The sequence below is a fragment of the Streptococcus bovismuti genome (assembly GCF_042436615.2).
Lineage (GTDB): Bacteria > Bacillota > Bacilli > Lactobacillales > Streptococcaceae > Streptococcus.
This window is the reverse complement of the sequence record NZ_JBHMFR020000001.1, coordinates 342321-360997: the sequence shown is the minus strand read 5'-3', so window position 1 is coordinate 360997 and position 18677 is coordinate 342321. Positions and strand designations below refer to the sequence as shown.

Sequence of the window (18677 nt, the reverse complement as noted above, 5' to 3'; positions counted from 1 at the left end):
ACCAGAGTAATTCAAAACTATACATTACTAAAAATAAATAATGTTAATTAAAACAATTAATAAATATACCTTATAAAACATTCTGTAAAATAAACCAATTAATTAATTCCGAAACATAATTTGCGTGTTGATAGAGAAAAAAGTGACCTCCCTCTAATATTATAAAATGAATTTTATAAGTAGTTAATGAGAACCATTCAAAAAATTGGTTCTTTATCTCGACATCTAAATTACCATTAAAAACAAAAATAGGACAAGAAATTGTACATTTCTTAAAATTTAAATTTAATGAATTTAATACCTGAATATCAGCTTTTAAAATATTTATTGATAACTCCAATAGTTCAGTATTGGAAAAAATATCATTAGCAAAAGGATTGGATTCAATTATTGAAACTATCGATTTATCTGAAATATCAATTATATCAGTAATTACATTTGGAGGTGACGTTGCACAAAAAATCATTGCATACGGAAGTTTAAAATTCATTCTTTCTAATTCATAATATAGTCTATAAATTATTTTACTTCCCATGCTATAACCCAATAAAATATAATCATCAGAATTATGAACATTTTTTTTTATTTCTAATATAACATCATTTATAAATTCATCAATACTAGTGAACAATTCTTCTGTATATCTTGAACCATGCCCAGAATACTCTATAGGAATCAATTCCAAATTTGGTGATAAATTATTAAAGAAAATATTTACATAAAATTGTGAAACTCCACCAGCATATGGAAAACAAATAAGTTTTATTTTTTTCATTTTTAACAAGACTTCCTATTAATAAACTTTCCTTGCACTCCTTATCCATAAAATAATATGATATAATAGCCTTTTTTCGGTTACAGTGTATCATAATTTTAATTATTTTGCAAGTCATTTGTAGTGAAATTAACTATAAAATTGAGTGGAACAATTAAAAGCCCTGTTGTAAAATGAAGTGCAACAAAAAAGACATGTTCATCTGATATACTAGAGTTGCGAAAAACGGTATAAAGGAAGATGAACATGTCCACTAATTATTCTACCACAAATCAATCATACAAGCACTTATCTGAAGCTGAGCGAGGGGAAATTGAAGCTTATTTAAGCGTAGGACTCAAACCTGCTGAGATTGCTCGTAGACTAGGGAGAAATCGCTCTACTATTACTCGTGAATTAATCGTGGTTCCATAACACAAGTGAAAAAAGTAAATGGGCATAAGCTCTATTACCAACGCTATTATGCAGATGCTACCCAAAATCGTTATCGTAATGATAGAGAAGCCTGCTATTATCTGAAACTGGATCGTGTAACGGACGACTTTCTGAGAGAATTCACAGAAGAAATGAGAGAGAAACCAAGAGTACATAGTATAGATACCTTTGTTCACACCTATAGAATCCAACATGTAGATGCAGTTGTTACTTCAACCAAGACGCTCTATAACTATATCCATCAAAGATTGCTAGAGATTAAGGCCATTGATTTGCCAAGAGCAGTTCGCATCCGTAAGAAATTTACCAAGCGCCTCTCTACCAAGAAACATCTAGGAAAGTCAATTGAAGAAAGGCCAGAAGAGATCAATAATCGTTCTCGTTTTGGAGATTGGGAAATTGATTCCGTTCTGAGTGGAAAGACAGTAGGAGAACCTTCTATTCTGACCTTGGTATAACACTCAGAAAAATTCGAAAAGGGGAGAAAATAAGTTTATCTTCAATTGCTGATAGTAATTTATCTAAATCTCAAATCTCTAGATTTGAAAGTGGAGAATCAGAGATCTCTTGTATTAGATTAATCAATATTTTAGATAAATTACATATAACTTTGGATGAATTTATTATTCTTCATGACAATAACTCTACTAGAACTGGATCATTCGCTAACTTAGTGCAATATATTCGATAACACTACTCCTCAAAAAATTTTGCTAGTATTATTGAATTACTATCAAACTCTTCAAGTTTTAACTTGGGTCCTTATGAAAAGACAATGGTAAAATCGATTCTCTATACCACAAATAAAAATTTTCTCCCCTCGGACGAGGAGTTATTACAGCTAACAGATTATCTTTTTAAAGTTGAAAACTGGGGTTACTATGAAATTATCCTATTAGGTAACTGTGTAAGAACAATTAATTATAACTCCTACTTCCTATTAACTATAAAAATGTTAAAAAATTATCTCTATTCAACATTAAATAAGACAAATAAACGTCTTGTTACACAATTAGCAATCAATTGCCTAATTGTTAGTATTGATAATGAAGAATTTCAAAATTGTAGTTTTCTAATCAAAGAAGTAAAAAAATTACTAAACAATGAATTGAACTATTATGAACAAACCGTCTTCTTATATACGTGTGGGTATTTTGAATTTAAGCGCAATCCTGCGAACGGAATAGAAAAGATGAAACAAGCACTTCAAGTATTTGAAATTCTAGGAGATCATAATATAAAAGCACAGTACCAAGAGCACTATGACAAAAATATTAATCAATAACATAAAGGAAGTTAATCTTTAACCACCATAGGATTAGGTCTTGTTATTCCAATAGTATTTCTATACTAAATTTTTTATCAAAATCCTTATCATTCAGTACTTGTACAAACATTTCTAAATTTTTTATTAAGTTCTCATACTCATAAAGATAATGATCTAGCTCCTCTTGAAACGCTCTTATTTCTTCGCTTACTTGTTCTACTGTAATTGATTCTGGCAAATTTAATTTTGAAAAGTCATATCTTGCAAGCTTTCGACTGCTCACATCCTCACTCTTCAAATTGATAAGCACTTCCTCCATCTTATTTAAGTTGGCGATTTTTTCATTAATTTGATTTAGTTTTATATCTATCTCTGCTATTTCTTTTACTAACTCATCTTTAATGTCTTGGTATTTCTTATCTGCTTCAGTTAATTCAATGAAGAGATTAATCTCAGTAATCTTTTCTTGTAGACTCTTAACTGTAGGTCTTCTGTATGGTATTACTCGACTATCGTTGGTTAGCTGTCTTATCAAGGTTCGTCCTTTGACATACTGATTCTTATCCGAATGTTCTTTGTTGTATACAAAATATGAGGTTGTCTCACGTATAAAGATTTTATATTTTGTTTGATTCTCTTCTTCCAGAATATCTAATTGATAATTGGGAATGAAAATGAGACCACTCTGCTTAATACCAAAAGACACTTTGATATAAATGCCCTCATCAACCAGCTTCTCTATTTGGTTCTCTGCAAGTTCCACTTCAAATTCACGAACGGTATCTCGTTTTTCCTTAAATATCTCAAAGGCTTCCTCAATCTCTTCAGTGGATACTTTATCCTTATCTCGTTCTTCTTGGAAAGCATGGTACTGTGCCTGTAAATTCTCTAATCCTTCTGAAGCACCGACTTCCTTATTTTTAAAATAATCTTGAAAAAATTTGACATCATATAATTTCTTATCACTTATTTTTTGATGACCTAAACTTATCTTTTGATTCTCTTCTTCCAGGATAAAAGTTACATTTTTTTGTTTTAAGTCAATGGTTAGATTAAATTCTTTTGCTTTTGTTATTAACTCTTCTAAAGAATTGACACGGTTCAACAAAAATTCTAAACGACTTTCAATCTCTTGCTTAGCAAAATTCATTCTAAAAAATTCTTCATCATATAGATCTCGTTTGCTGAGTTGGCGTCCTCGAATTGGTTTTATCATCGTTCTATCTGTCATCAAAAAACGGCTATGCTTTTGACTAAAATCAATCTGAACATGCAACTGCTTTGCTTTCTCTAAAAAATCATCAAACGATTTAGATTGCTGCAGCAAAAAATAAAGACGTTGCTTTAATTCAAATTTATGACTAGACTGCCTATATTTTTGATAGTCACGGTAAGAAAAACTCTTCTCAATAATTTTCGCCCCCTCCATTTTAGAAATACGGTCTGAAATCATACGTAAATTTCGTTCTAAGGCATAATTCCATATCAATTTTTTATCTGAATTACTGTCTATGGCATTGATTAAGATATGGTTGTGGGTATGATCTTTGTCTGTATGAGTCGCTACGATAAACTTAAAGCGACCTCCTGTTAATTCCATCATGGTCTCATAACCAATACGATTAATTTCTTCAGGTGTCAGATTATCTTCAGGAGAAAATGATTGAATGAGGTGATGAGCATGAATAGTTTGTTGGTGTTTTTCTTGTCGGTCGTTTCTAGATTCGTACAACTTGTCATTATTGGTGAAGTTGACATTGTACATCTCTACCATTTCTGCATGACTAGGGAAGTCCAAGTAATTGCTCATGCCAAAATCAGATACCAATTTCAAATCATCTGTTTTATCGGGATTGAGGATATACTTAATCAAACGCCTACGATATTTTTTTCCGTGCGTCGCAAAGTGTTTAGTAACTACCATGAAACTCCTTCAGTCTTTTCACCTCCACTTGAAATTCTTTGTCCACTTCCTTAATTAACTCTCCGACTCCTTTACTCAATTCTTGTAATTGGTCCTGAGAAATCAGATGGCTTTGATTAATCGCACGCGCAATTTGATTGATGTTATTTCCAATCCGTCTCAATTCAAAAACTAACTGGTCATAAGTATCAGTGTTAATCGTGACAAATGACATATTAGGATTAAGCAAAACTTTTCTGGCATAGACTGAGAAATTTTGACAATTGCTCTTAGCAATTCGTTCATTCAATTGGTGTAATTCTGGATCAGTTAGAAATACTTTTTTGAGATTGGTACGATAGCGATAAACCATTACATCCTCCTAACCCATATATTTTTCACGGAACTCACGACTGAGTGGCTGCACTTGATTCACTTCTGCAATCAATTCTTGAACGCAAGTCAATAAGATTGAGACGTGCTCTTGAGTCACTTGATGATTTTCTCTTGCGACAACCAGAACTTCATACACATCTCGACTAATCTGTTCAAACTTTTGAGACTGCCAAAGGGAGAACCAACTTTCAAAAATTCTATCCTGATAATTCTTTTTCAATAAATTTTGACGAAGAAATTCTGAGAAACTATCCACTTTTTGTTCTCTCATCATTTCTTTTATCTGTTTTTCTTCTTGTCTCGTAATTCTAAATTGCTTTCGGATTGACTTAATTTCTTGTCCCATTCTGATATCCCTTCAACATTTTACTTGTCTGACAAGGTAAGTCTACCTCACATTGTCAGTACGCTTTCTAAAGACCTCACTTGGTTCTTGTTCGGTCTTTGCGAGCTCAGATATTGTGTCCACAATATCCCAAAAATCATATCGCCTGCCATTTCAAACCTTACGGTTCAAAAAACAAACGATATGAAAATGTGGTGGCACGCCCCCAAACCCCCATTGAAGAATCTTAACTAGATTTCTACATGCTTAGAAAAGTATAGCAGAGGATAATTGGAGAAGTTATCACATGAAAAAAGAGAGCAAAAGCTCTCATAACAATCCACTTAAACACTACAGAGTAGTTAAAAATTAGTAACTAATATTTTATATAATAAGAATCTTTCCCTGTCTTATTTTTTATGACAATACCTTTTTTATCAAATGTACCTACCACGTTTTTTGGGTTATCTAATATCTGCATTGTAACTGCATTCAATTTATATATTGCTCCGTCTACAAAAACTGTATCACCATAAATTTGTAGTCCGATCGACTGAATTGCGATACCACAGTCTATTTTACTGTAATAACCTCTAAAACTATTATGAAAATGTGGCTAAAAAAACCAAGCACCTAATAAAACAAATATAATTACCGTTAAAGGAAAAAGTAATACAGCATGGTCAGGCTTATTTAGTAGTCTAAAACCATCTACTTTTTTCATATTAGAAAGCTTTTTTAAGATATCTGACTTATAACTAACATAATAATTGTCTTCTACTTTAAAAATTTCTTCAGTAATGGGTTTAATTCTTATCTTTTTCTTTTTGTTTGAGATTAATATATTATTTTTAGATAAATAATAGCACCTTTCTTTATTGTTAAAAAATAAACCCTTGTAGCCACTATAAAAATCTGAATTATCAATTATCCATTCTTTTTTTGTGTAGCTTACTCTATTATAGATACCATTATATTCAACATTACCACTTTTTCTTTCAATTTTCATTATCAAAAACTTAGCTATTTTATTGATAATGAAGTCGCTATATTCAAAATAAGGAATAAGAAGATACAAAATAAGAAACACTTTTATTAAGGTGATTATAACATTAGTTGTAGAAAAATAACTTATATTCTGTAAATCATCCTGTCTATCAAATATATAATTGAATAAATAATTAAAACCATTTGTATATATTACCTTCTCAGATACGATTAGTGCAATATAAAAGAAAGGAACAAAAATATAAATTTTATATTTTAATTTTAAAAATTCTTTTTCAAAATTGGAGTTTATATCTTGTTGAGTTCCGAACAAATTTTCTAAAAAATTATTTGATAATATTTTTTTTATATCTTCACTTATAAATTGAGGAACTATACTTATCAAAATGAGAGATACAAAGGTCCAACTTAACAAAGATTTTTCTATTCCTACTAAAGAAAAAGTAAACAAAGGAATTGTCAGATAGCTCAAAAGATACACAGGGGGCTTCCTAGCTATATCGAATAAAATCTTCGATAAAATAAAACACATTACTACTAAGAATGGAAAACTATAAGCTGAAATTCCTATACCAGGTATAATTATCTCCCCAAATAAACTTTGTAATATTGCTTGGAAAAAAAATCCCATAAAAATATACTTAGTACTTGTAAGTAGCGAACTTAAAAAACATTTCCAAAATGTTGGAGAATATTTCTTATTTAACTGATCAGATAAAGAAATAAAATAATATTTCATGTCTCCACGATTTATTATATAGTATATAAAAGAAATTATTATATAACTTATCTTTACACCCCAATGCAACAAGACTTGTGGAATATTACTGACAAAGCAAATAAGAATTGGAATCTCCAAAACAAGTGATATAATATACTGCCATTTCATTGGTCTTTTTATAAATAAATTTTTAACTATTCTCATATTCTCTCCTAATTTGATATTTCCCTTACATCAACTTCCTATATTTTTCTATATCAGATTGCTTTACAAAATATAAGTTCCCCCTCGTACGTGTACACGCGACGTAAAATTTACTTTTAGTTTGTGAAGAAAGTTCATTCAAATGATTGGCTGCGAATAATTTATATGTTGTTGGATTTAATACTATACAAACATTTTCATATTCAGAGCCTTTACTATCACCCCAATTCTGACTTTTACAATCATATTCATAAGATTTTTGATAAAAAAGTTTCATAACATTATCATTTGTCATTATTGATTCTATTTTATCCTTTGAATCTATGAGAATAATTTCGGCAGAAAGCTTTTCTTCTCGTTGTGATAAAATTTCAATAGCTAAATTATCAACAATAAAGTCACAAACTATTTTTGGACAACGATAACTTTTTGACAAACTCGATAAATCAATTTCATATCCTGAATCAGAAAGAACTTTTAACCAATTTTCAAAACTCGAATGGATCCCTTTTCCTTTATTAGCTCGCCTTGAAGTACTAAAGGTTTTTTGATAAAAATCTCCAAATAAAAATACTTCTGCATTAAGATTACTTAAACTTAAAAGCCAATCAAAATCATCTGATTCAAAATCCTGACACTCATCTACATAAATACAATCAAAAAATTTATCAATTCTATCCAAATATGAATTATCAAATCCAATCTCTTTCCTCTTATAAATTAATGAACCCCTTAATAGAGATTTAGAAAGTTGATTCTGAACAATTCTTCCAGTATTATCTATTGTAGTGTTATCAAATTTCCATTGAGGCTCATAATCAAAATTTATTCCTTTTGGTCGTTTCCCTAAATATGGCACTAAGCAAAAACTATATAGAAACTCAAAAACACCAAAAATAAAAGTAGACTCAGGGATGAATCCAAACTTGTCAATCAACTTTTCTCTGATTGTATTCTGGTTCGTCTCTGTATACGTAAGTATAAGATTTCTTTTTTGAGGATTAATACTTTCAATTATTTTAGTTGTTTTGCCACTTCCAGCAACGGCATGAATTAATCTTTTATTATCCATTCAATCGCCTCTTTAATGTAATCAGGTATAATAAATTCGTCACTTCTATGATCAGTTTCCATTTTTTCTAGTAATCGCAATGCAAATTCAGCCTTCTCCCTAAGCATATATACTAATAAATCTTTAGATTTAGTTAAACCAAAAGAATCTAACAAATCCTTGTTATTATTATAAATACATAATTCAAATGTTCGATTAGCATTATCTAAATCAGAGGAAACTTTTATATTCTGGAATTGTTGATAAGAACTATATTTTGACTGTACTTTACTTTCATAATCACCATCGTTATCCGTTATAACTGCTACTTTTTTATCAGTAAAGTTGGTTGCAATTTCTAAATACCTCTCAAAACTTAATCCATCTACAGAAATAATTGATACATTAAATTCTTCAGGCTTTTTGGAGTGGAGTATTTCGAAAAACTTCTCTACTAAAATATACTCAGCATTCCCCTCAACAAGAATTATCTTCTTACCTAGAGAGAAGTTCAATAAATTTTGATTAGTAGATTTTTTGAAAAATCTTACAGTATCTTTTTTCAAACCTTTAAGTTTAGATATCTGACCATTATCTAAAAAAAGAAGATTGTCTACACCCAATCTTGAAGCAATCATATTTGAATGAGTCCCAATAAAAACCTGAACACCTGTTTTTGAACTTAGCATTCTAACTAATTTTTGGAGGTTTTGGAAGCTCAAATGATTCTCAGGTTCCTCAATAAGTAGTATTTTAACCGTTTCCTTGAGATGACTGTATGCATTTTCAACACCTAATAATACTTTTTCTCCTTGCCCTAAATTTTTTATATCTACACCATTTTTTACAGCTGATACTGAATTTCTAAATGAATTTTCTGATTCGTCAAAATGAAGTTGGAATTCTGAAGCATTCTCCTTCAACAGTTCATCATTCCTTAAAGTCTTTAAAAAATTAAATGAATTTATCCTGTATTGATGATTAACTTTTGCTCTATTTTCAGCTGATATATTTTCTAAATACACCTCATGGATGCGTTTTTGAATTTCTTGTTGTGTATCAATAAGACTTGTATTTATTATCGAATGTAGAAACTTATACGGTTTATTATACGAGGAGTAGGGTTTCCCTGAAAATGTCAAAAATTCAACTTTATAGAACTCAAATGGAAAGACTGTCCAGTTACTATCATTTAAGACAGAAGTAATTTCAGATATATAATCTTGATCGGGAATTATTTTTAATGAAAGTCCAAAAGCTTTGATTTTTTGAGAGTTATGCTTTCCTTCAATATTGAAGTTAGAGGAAATTTCAGTACATAATTCATCAAAATAAATTTCGACAAAGGCCTCAGGAAGCTGATTGATATCCTTTCTTCCCATAAAATCTAAAATCGCTTCTTGATTAATGATACTAGCCAAACTACTTCTCTCAATCTGACTATGACTTCCACTCAGCACTAATCCAACAGCATACAATAACGTCGACTTTCCTGCACCATTCTCTCCAACGAAAATGTTAACTTCTGAGTTACAAATAAAATCAACTCTTTTATAACGTTTAAAATTTTGTAAAATTATCCTAGAAATCATACATATCTCCTAACATCGATTAGCATAACATGCTCAATAAAATTATATCACACTAGTGATAAATTGTACTTAATCACTACCTTTAATAACCAATAACTCCTTAAATATATCTCTTCCTTACATCTTGAAAAATTTTTGACATAATTGTTGCATAATAAAGTAACTGGAGTTTTATCTTATGTTTTCTAGTATTCGTCTTAAAGAACGTAGAATACCCAAACTGAACTCTCCAACCTATTAAAAATCAATAGAGCTTCATACAACAAGTGGGAAATGGGGAAATCCAATCCAAATCAAAAAAATCTTTCTACTCTTGCAAGAACACCTGATGTTCCAACAATCTATTTTAAATCAGAATACAAGATTATGCCCCTATCTTCAGTTCTCTTCAAAAAATTAAGATAAGGTTGATGAGTACGCAGGGGAATTACTTCAAACACAACAATCTCATGATAAGGTTGTGACACGTTTTCCTGTAGAAGTGTTCAATGGATAGTTTTCTTTCTAGTTCGCCACGAAAGAAAGCTACTGGATTTTGTCTCATTTTCTTTCCTCTCGTCAGTGTGTGAATATTGCAAGCTAAGGTACGGGCAAACTCCTCCTCACTATATCATAAAAACTCATTAAGCTACTATCCGATTTTCTGGTGTTTTCTAGTATGCTCTAAATACCATCCAAGTAGTCTCTGTAACGCTCCAGTTCTTCTAAAGTAGTCAACAGATAAATGTTAGTATTCACCATAGCAGACAAGTCAACACTCATAATTTCTCTCATCATCAAAGGGACTGTCTTTATAACGATAGAGACAAATACATTCAACAAATTCTTGGACACAGTTCTATATCAATCACACAAATCTATACTCACGTATCTCATTCAAAACAAAAAGAAATACTTAGTTCTTTTAATCCTGTATCAGCGATTCATTCTGAAATCGAGTAAGAGACATCTCCAATGTCTACAATTCACTTCATCTCAAGTTGATTTTTATAGTTCAATCTTAGTTAATAGATTTTATACTCAACAAAAGCAACAAACATACAAAACCTCACTTTGAATCAGCATTTATACTATACTCCGTATTAAAACTCCATAATTGTTTTCTAAAATGCTGTCTTCAAATATTCTTAAATATAATAAAAAGAGATTGATAAATGAACTTAATTACTGTAAAAGCGAATCAAATCCTCCCACAATAAAATAAATTGAGAAATCTATTTCCTACTTAGGTAAATTTCTCAATTTATTTACTTATTTTTATTTTGAAAATTTGGTAAAAAGATTATCTACATTGTTTCTCATAAATATCTAATGTGATCTATTTCCAGTAGGTTACTATACTCTTATGATCTTATACTTCATTTTTAGTATTTAAATGACTACTTATTATAAGAATTCCAGTAATAAATAAGGCGATTCCTAAACGAACAAAGTTAATCGATTGTTCTTCTCCTGTTTGGGGTAAATTTTTTACTTCCGATTCTATTTTTTTAAAATTAGTTGATGCTATAAAATCTGATTTATATTCATTAAATTTACTGTAAAGTAGTTCAGGATTCTCCTGATTTTTAACACCAACCACACTATCTTTAGAATTATCCTCTATATTTTCAATAGTCTTTCCAAAAGTATCTTGTGATTTAACTACAATCTTTTTCTGTAAATTTTCGTCAGATAGTGGAATATCTTTAGGGATTTGATTTGTAATTGTTTTAATTTTAACTGTATCCTCTTTAATATCCATAGTTTGCATTGAATTCTTTGGATTTATAATATTTTTATTATCATTTTCAAATTCTCTTTTCGGCTTCTCATCAGTTTTTCCAAAATAGAGATAATCGTAAAGTTGTTGTGCAGTTATTCCTCCACCAACCCAACCAGAAATAGTTTTACCATTTTTAAAATAAATAATTGTTGGCGTTCCAGGAATACCGATTGTTTTAAAAATGAACTCTTTAGCAGAATCATCAAAATCCTCACCATCTATATCGTAATATTCTAACTTTTTATCAATCAGCATATTAAACTCTTTCAATACTCCAGAAAATTCACGACAATGATAACATGTCCCTCTTCCAAAATATAAAGTATGTTCCGAATCTTCTGAAGTGAATATCTGATGAACTTCAGCAATACTAATTTTATTAAAATCAGACACATTTGAAGCGTATTCTTCAGATGTTACTGAGTTCACGTTATCAGTTTCTTTCTTAGTAATTTCCTTCGTCGATTGCTGAACGTTACTTTCATTTTCTCTATCGCTAGACTTTTGTTCAGTTAAAGATTCTCTAGTGTTTTCTGTAACAGCTGGTTCTAAATTTAAGGCTGATGGCACTGTATCAGAAAATTTTGTTTCAGCACTCTCAGCCAAAACAAGATTCGGACTAATGGTAACTAACGCTACGGTACTAACTAATAAAGATTGTAATAAATACTTCTTCATAATGTGGCTCCTTTTTTATTGATAATTTTATTTTACACATTTTAAAACTAAATTTTTAAGCAAATCCTAAAAGGTAGCTATATTATACTGAAATGGTATTTTTCGCTCCACTTCCATTATAGAATCATCCTGACTATTATAGGATTGACTGACTTCTCATGTTTCGTTGTTACTATGCTTTCAGCTATCATCAGAATCTCACCTCAATATATAAGTTGTACATCTTTCCTCATTACTCTCGTGATTTACATATACCTATTTGAACTTTAGAGTTCTGAAATCCCTCATCTACTATACATGACTTACTATCCCTCCCTCTTCCTACTACCTCATGATTATCCTGCTTACGAGTAACTATTTAACTCACCAGTAGAGGGTGCTCATGGAGAGCTTATACCTCAGATGAGATACTTGACCTGCTCGTCGTACCCAAATAATTAGGCTAGTCAAAAACTCATTTTTAGGAAAAATAATGTGAATCTCACTACAATAAAACGCATAATATCAAGATTGTTCAATGCCTGATAATATGCGTTTTTCTGATTTTAAAGACTTTTCCCAGCCTCTTTGATTATTATGTTATACAAATTAGTTAAATTAAGATTATGAAATTTAACTAATTTGAAATGATTTTAATATCTTTTATATTCTCTAAAAACATCTCTGTAATACATCTCTGTAATACATCATAATACCTATTGTTTCACCATTGTATTCATCATGAATACCTCCTTACATTTATATGAATTGTTTCATCTTGTTAAAAGCTAGATGAGTTTATTATACTCATTTTTACTTATATCGTTATCCCCAAAGAAATTAATCCTTGAGCTAGATTTTTACTCAATTGTCCATATGCTGCAATTTCTTTATAAAATGTTGCAGTCTTTGGACTCAATGATTTATGACTATGAATACTACTAACAGCTTGTTGGCGAAGAGCTTCTGCCAACTCCATGACAACTCTCTGCTCATTTTTTGTATTCTCTAATCGAGTTTTATAATGTAATAAAATATCTCGTTCGTTTTGACGAATCTCTGGATCTAAAATCAAATTATAAACCTTGTTGAGAATTTCTTCTGTTTTTTTATTCATGAATCATCCTCTATAGCCTCGAAGAAAATAACTGCCTCCTAATGATGATATCCAACCATTAACTATTACATCTTTCGTTGCCTCAAAATTACTCTTAGTGACAATATATCCCCATTCTCCATCTGGATATCGGCAAGAATAACCATTTGCTCATTCCATAACGAATTTACAAACGCCTTTTCCTCCACCTTTAATAGTAGCAAGGGAATTAGAGTTAATTGTATTAAAATGTTCTGTTGCTTTTGTATCCATGGTAAACCCCTCCTTTTGTGTACTAACCCTCAAAGTTAGATTTTTCTGTCTACCCTTGAGAAGCTAGTTCAAGGATAAATATTTTTTGTTTTGTCGAGTTGCAACCTTGACAGCTTCAGTATAGCATAACACAAAAAAATATTACCACAAGAACTTCAAATGTGCGATTTTCATCATGAAATGTTTTTTCTCATAATTTTTAAACCATTCAAGATTAAAAATAAGAATCTGAGAAAAGTTCAAAATATCAGTTGTTGAAAAAAATCTATGCCATTCGTTTTATTGTTGGAAGATTTACTTAATTCCCTAAATATGGCTTACTATAACATTCCTGTTCTTTAAGCCACGATTTCGCTATGCCTTCTTCTTCCCGCTACCTCACGATAGTCAGGCTTGAGAATCGCTATTGGGTTCACCGGTAGCAGGTGCCCACCGAGGACTTACACCTCAGATATACGACATGCCCGTCGTACCTCAAAAAAGAAAGGACGAAATTCGTCCTTTCTCGATCTTAGATTTTCTTCAACTCACTACAGTTGACAATGAGCCAAAGGATAGCTAATAACCTATTGAAGTGTCAAACGTTGCTAACTCCATTGATCTTCAAATTTAAATAGGCACATTATCGGAGTTATCAGTAAGAAAAAATCTAACCAGTTCAAATAATTCATAATATAGGATATAATACCAGCCATAACGAAAAGGTACAAAGCTGTACGATATCCTCTCTTTTGGTTTTTATCAGCCTTGGTGTTAAAAATAATGTACACACAACAAATTGCAATGAGTATAAGCTGAATCATAGTTTCATTTAACATATTAACACTCATTCTTTTTTAAAACTATTTTGGTGGTCTCAATCCATAAGCTACAAAGCCACCTACTATAGCGCCTCCTGCTGCGCAAATAAAGTAAGCTTGGGGGCCTCCAGCAATACAAGATTGTCCTGCCTGAAATGCACCCGACAAGGCTCCTACAAGTACATCTCCTCCCAATCCACCTCCAGAAATATTACTTAATTCTTGATTATCTACTATTTTGTAATTAAACATAATTTCTATTCCCTTCTATGACCAAATATTATCAGCAATTGCAGTAATAGAACCACCAATTTTAGCTCCAGCCCAAGCACAGCCAGCAGTCATAGCCCATGTGGAACCACCAGTAAGGAGTCCTCCTACCCCACACATAGCAACTCCGATACCTGCTCCATAGACAGCTCCTTTTCCTACTGTTCCCCAATCAGTTCCTCCCTCAATGCTAGCCAGCATTTCAGTATCCAAAACATCAAATTGAGTCGTTGTTTTTGTTTCCATGAGGAATACCTCCGTATTAATATTAATTATTTTTGTCGGATTGCAATCTTGACAAGTTTAGTATACCAGAGAAAACACGAGTTTTACCGTAAAGTCTTTAAATGTACGATTTTCATCACGAAACGTATTTTTTTCATAATTTGTAACCATTCATGATTAAAAATATGCCGTTAAAAATGGTGTTAACTAATTTTCAAAATCAAAAACACCATTCAAGATATTATATGAGCCATTTAAGATTTGAACAATTTTTCTACCTATTTTTTGTCATAATAGTCTTGTAAATAAAAAGAAAGGATTTGACAAATGACATCTTACAAACGGACCTTTATCCCTCAAATAGACGCTAGGGACTGTGGAGTTGCCGCTTTAGCGTCTATTGCCAAGTTTTATGGTTCTGACTATTCCTTAGCTCATTTGCGAGAACTAGCTAAAACAAATAAAGAAGGAACGACCGCTCTTGGTATCGTCAAAGCAGCCAAAGAAATGAGTTTTGAAACAAGAGCCATTCAAGCGGATATAAGCCTCTTTGAAATGGAAGACATACCTTATCCTTTTATCGTTCATGTTAATAAAGAGGGCAAACTACAACACTACTACGTTGTCTATAAAAATATAAAAGACCATCTTATCATTGGTGATCCTGACCCTAATGTCAAAGTAACAAAAATGACCAAGGAGAGATTTGCTTCTGAATGGACAGGTGTAGCTATCTTTCTGGCTCCAGCTCCCAGCTATAAACCTCATAAGGATAAAAAAAATGGATTGATGAGCTTTCTCCCATTAATTTTCAGGCAACGCTCACTTATTTTTTATATCGTGTTAGCTAGTCTCTTGGTGACTCTTATCAATATTGGTGGCTCTTACTACCTTCAAGGGATTTTAGATGAATACATTCCTAATCAGATGAAATCAACCCTAGGTATTATCTCCATTGGCCTGATTATCACCTATATCCTGCAACAGATGATGAGTTTCTCACGAGATTACCTCTTAACTGTACTTAGTCAGCGATTAAGTATTGATGTTATTCTTTCTTACATTCGCCACATTTTTGAACTCCCCATGTCTTTCTTTGCGACACGGCGAACTGGTGAGGTCATCTCTCGTTTTACAGATGCCAATTCAATCATTGACGCTCTAGCTTCGACGATTTTGTCACTCTTCCTTGATGTCTCTATCTTGATCATTATTGGTAGTGTACTCTTGGTACAAAACACTAACCTCTTCCTTATTTCACTGATTTCAGTTCCTATTTACATCATCATTATTTTTGCTTTTATGAAGCCCTTTGAGAAGATGAATAATGATGTCATGCAGAGCAATTCCATGGTAAGCTCTGCTATTATTGAAGATATCAATGGTGTAGAAACTATCAAATCCCTAACTAGTGAAGAAACTCGATACCAGAAGATTGATAGCGAGTTTGTGGATTATTTGGACAAATCTTTTAAACTTAGTAAATATTCTATCCTACAAAGTAGCCTTAAACAGGGAGCTCAACTCATACTGAATATTGTTATTTTGTGGTTTGGTGCTCAAATAGTTATGACAGGTAAAATTTCCATTGGACAATTGATTACGTTTAACACACTCTTATCTTACTTTACTAATCCCTTGGAAAATATCATTAACCTCCAAACAAAACTTCAGTCTGCAAAGGTAGCCAACAATCGTCTTAATGAAGTTTACTTAGTCGAATCTGAGTTCAAAAACACTCAGACCTTAACCGATTCACAGTTTCTGGCTGGTGATATTTGTTTTGAAGACATTTCATATAAATATGGTTTTGGACGCGACACCCTAAATAACATAAATCTAACTATCAAACAAGGTGATAAGGTCAGTATAGTGGGAATTAGCGGATCAGGGAAAACGACCTTGGCTAAAATGATTGTCAACTTCTTTGAACCTTACAAGGGACGAATCACTATTAACAACAATGATCTCAAAATGATTGATAAAAAGGTTCTTCGACAACACATCAACTACCTACCTCAACAAGCTTATATTTTTAGTGGATCAATCTTAGAAAACCTGACCTTGGGAGCTAATCAAATGATTAGTCAAGAAGATATTATCAAAGCCTGTGAGATAGCAGAAATTCGCCAAGACATCGAACAAATGCCTATGGGATACCAAACAGAACTATCAGATGGAGCTGGATTATCAGGTGGTCAAAAACAACGGATTGCTTTGGCTAGAGCCTTACTGACTAAAGCTCATGTTCTTATTCTTGATGAAGCAACCAGCGGACTTGATGTTTTAACTGAAAAAAAGGTTATTGAAAATTTGATGGCCATGACTGACAAGACCATCATCTTTGTTGCCCATCGTCTTAGTATATCTGAACGAACTAATCAAGTCATTGTCCTTAACCAAGGGAAAGTTATAGAGACTGGTTCTCATCAAGAATTGATGACCAAACAAGGTTTCTATCATTATCTATTTAGCAAATAAGGAGACTTATCATGAACCCAAAGCTATTTAAAAGTGCAGAATTTTATCAGCGCCGCTACCATAATTTTGCGACACTCTTAATTGTCCCATTAGTCCTATTACTAAGTTTCTTGATTATCTTCTCTCTATTTGCCCAAAAAGAAGTCACCGTCACATCGAGAGGAGAGATTACACCAACTCAAGTCATCGCTTCAATTCAATCAACTAGCAATAACACCATAACAACTAATAATCTGTCCAATAACCAATTGGTCAAAAAAGATGACGTCGTTATCAAATACGCTGAAACAATGGAGAAATCCCAAAAACAAGCTCTTGAAAAACAGCTAGCTACCCTAAATCGGCAAAAAACTGGAATCGAGACTCTAAAAGCAAGCCTGTCACAAGGAAATAACCTCTTTACAGGAGAAGATGAGTTCGGTTATATTAATACCTTTAACAACTTTATCACACAATCTCAAGATATAGAGTTAGGTATCTCTAAAACCAATGCAGAGGTTAATAATCAACTAGCTTTAGCAGGAAATACCGCCACTGCTATAGAGAAACAAATCAATAATATCTACAAACAAATAGCAGAGTATGAGGAACTTAGTCAAGCTATCACTAATAAAAGTTCGAGTTTGTCGGCTAGCAATCCACACAAAGCTACTTTAAATTCCTACTTAGTCCAATCCCAGCAACAATCTCAGCAAGGATTAGATGATCAATATCTTTCTCAAATTAATCAGAGTATCTCAAGTCTAAAATCCTCTATCGCTAGTCTTAATATTCAACGAGCAGGTACAGGAAGTGTTGCGACTTACGATAGTAGTTTAGGAACCAAAGTAGAAGTCCTACGAACCCAATTTCTACAATCGGCATCTCAACAGCTGACAACTGTTGAAACACAAATCACAGAGCTAACAGCTCAACTTGGGCAAGCAAATGTTAACTTTGAACACAATACTATTAAATCCCCAGGTACAGGAATCATTCATTTAAATAGTGAATTTGATGGAAAAACTCTAATTCCAAACGGTAGTGAAATCGCCCAAATTTACCCCAATATTCAAGAAACTAAAGAGGTACTTATCACTTACTATGTCACTTCTGAGTATGTCCCTTTACTTAAAGAAGATCAGGTCGCACGTCTTAAACTAGAAAAAATCGGAAATCAAAGCATCACAATAATTGGGAAAATAAATTCTATTGATAGAACAGCAACAAAAACTGAACAAGGAAATCTTTTTAAAGTGACTGCACTAGCCCAACTACCAGATAAAGACAGTAACATCATACAATATGGTTTACAAGGCCAAGTAACGAGTATCATTGCAAAAAAAACTTACTTTGATTACTATAAAGACAAAATCCTCAATAACTTATAGATAACACTTTATAATCATATAGGTACCTTTTGGGATTTTCAAAAATTTTTTTAAATCTTTTAT

At 31.9% G+C, this 18677-nt stretch carries 14 protein-coding genes and 4 pseudogenes; 6 read left to right on the top strand and 12 right to left on the bottom strand.

Annotated elements, in window-relative coordinates:
• Positions 1-70 precede the first annotated feature (70 nt).
• The gene (locus tag ACERDH_RS01895) at positions 71-775 is read right to left on the bottom strand and encodes a thioesterase II family protein (protein ID WP_386686830.1); all 705 of its coding nucleotides are present in this window, start codon (positions 773-775) and stop codon (positions 71-73) included.
• A gap of 240 nt (positions 776-1015) precedes the next feature.
• Between ACERDH_RS01895 and ACERDH_RS01890 the strand changes: the two are divergent.
• Together ACERDH_RS01890 and ACERDH_RS01885 are read left to right on the top strand one after the other, a co-directional pair.
• A pseudogene (locus tag ACERDH_RS01890) lies at positions 1016-1665 on the top strand (IS30 family transposase); the annotation flags it as partial.
• Positions 1665-2495, top strand: a pseudogene (locus ACERDH_RS01885) (helix-turn-helix domain-containing protein). The pseudogenes ACERDH_RS01890 and ACERDH_RS01885, both read left to right, overlap by 1 nt.
• A 43-nt stretch (positions 2496-2538) precedes the next feature.
• Here ACERDH_RS01885 and ACERDH_RS01880 read toward each other — a convergent pair.
• From ACERDH_RS01880 to ACERDH_RS01855, 6 genes are all read right to left on the bottom strand, one after another.
• The gene (locus ACERDH_RS01880; RefSeq protein ID WP_386686545.1) at positions 2539-4401 is read right to left on the bottom strand and encodes an SAG1250 family conjugative relaxase; all 1863 of its coding nucleotides are present in this window, start codon (positions 4399-4401) and stop codon (positions 2539-2541) included.
• Positions 4388-4753, bottom strand: a complete 366-nt coding sequence (gene mobC, locus ACERDH_RS01875) for a plasmid mobilization relaxosome protein MobC (protein WP_000263039.1) — start codon at positions 4751-4753, stop codon at positions 4388-4390. The genes ACERDH_RS01880 and mobC overlap by 14 nt, the downstream gene beginning before the upstream one ends.
• A 9-nt stretch (positions 4754-4762) precedes the next feature.
• Positions 4763-5122: an SAG1252 family conjugative relaxosome accessory protein gene (locus tag ACERDH_RS01870; protein WP_048787830.1), complete on the bottom strand. Its 360-nt coding sequence runs from the start codon at positions 5120-5122 to the stop codon at positions 4763-4765.
• 595 nt (positions 5123-5717) lie between these two features.
• Positions 5718-7034: a hypothetical protein gene (locus tag ACERDH_RS01865; RefSeq protein ID WP_386686550.1), complete on the bottom strand. Its 1317-nt coding sequence runs from the start codon at positions 7032-7034 to the stop codon at positions 5718-5720.
• A 25-nt stretch (positions 7035-7059) separates the two neighbouring features.
• Complete coding sequence (locus tag ACERDH_RS01860; RefSeq protein WP_386686553.1) at positions 7060-8106, bottom strand: RNA helicase; 1047 nt, start codon at positions 8104-8106, stop codon at positions 7060-7062.
• A complete protein-coding gene (locus ACERDH_RS01855; RefSeq protein ID WP_386686554.1) occupies positions 8088-9677 on the bottom strand; it encodes an ATP-dependent nuclease in 1590 nt (529 codons plus the stop codon). Before ACERDH_RS01855 ends, ACERDH_RS01860 begins: the two co-directional genes overlap by 19 nt.
• A gap of 273 nt (positions 9678-9950) precedes the next feature.
• Between ACERDH_RS01855 and ACERDH_RS01850 the strand changes: the two genes are divergently transcribed.
• Positions 9951-10082, top strand: coding sequence for a hypothetical protein (locus ACERDH_RS01850; RefSeq protein ID WP_261100106.1), 132 nt, complete (start codon positions 9951-9953; stop codon positions 10080-10082).
• 384 nt (positions 10083-10466) lie between these two features.
• Positions 10467-10619 (top strand): annotated as a pseudogene (locus ACERDH_RS01840) (tyrosine-type recombinase/integrase); the annotation flags it as partial.
• A gap of 409 nt (positions 10620-11028) precedes the next feature.
• Here the strand turns inward: ACERDH_RS01840 and ACERDH_RS01835 are convergent.
• From ACERDH_RS01835 to ACERDH_RS01815, 5 genes and pseudogenes are all read right to left on the bottom strand, one after another.
• Positions 11029-12120 carry a DUF6568 family protein gene (locus ACERDH_RS01835; protein ID WP_386686559.1) on the bottom strand — a complete coding sequence of 364 codons (1092 nt, stop codon included), beginning with the start codon at positions 12118-12120 and terminating at the stop codon, positions 11029-11031.
• A 796-nt stretch (positions 12121-12916) separates the two neighbouring features.
• Positions 12917-13216, bottom strand: coding sequence for a bacteriocin immunity family protein (locus tag ACERDH_RS01830; RefSeq protein WP_001036521.1), 300 nt, complete (start codon positions 13214-13216; stop codon positions 12917-12919).
• A gap of 3 nt (positions 13217-13219) precedes the next feature.
• Positions 13220-13354: pseudogene (locus tag ACERDH_RS01825) on the bottom strand (garvicin Q family class II bacteriocin); the annotation flags it as partial.
• Between the two features lie 956 nt (positions 13355-14310).
• Positions 14311-14520: a Blp family class II bacteriocin gene (locus ACERDH_RS01820; protein ID WP_033684778.1), complete on the bottom strand. Its 210-nt coding sequence runs from the start codon at positions 14518-14520 to the stop codon at positions 14311-14313.
• Between the two features lie 15 nt (positions 14521-14535).
• Positions 14536-14784: a Blp family class II bacteriocin gene (locus tag ACERDH_RS01815; protein WP_386686564.1), complete on the bottom strand. Its 249-nt coding sequence runs from the start codon at positions 14782-14784 to the stop codon at positions 14536-14538.
• Positions 14785-15090: 306 nt separating this feature from the next.
• On the opposite strand from ACERDH_RS01815, the gene ACERDH_RS01810 reads away from it, so the two are divergent.
• Both ACERDH_RS01810 and ACERDH_RS01805 read left to right on the top strand, forming a co-directional pair.
• Positions 15091-17244, top strand: coding sequence for a peptide cleavage/export ABC transporter (locus ACERDH_RS01810; RefSeq protein ID WP_386686567.1), 2154 nt, complete (start codon positions 15091-15093; stop codon positions 17242-17244).
• An 11-nt stretch (positions 17245-17255) separates the two neighbouring features.
• Positions 17256-18614: a bacteriocin secretion accessory protein gene (locus ACERDH_RS01805; protein WP_024057769.1), complete on the top strand. Its 1359-nt coding sequence runs from the start codon at positions 17256-17258 to the stop codon at positions 18612-18614.
• Positions 18615-18677 lie beyond the last annotated feature (63 nt).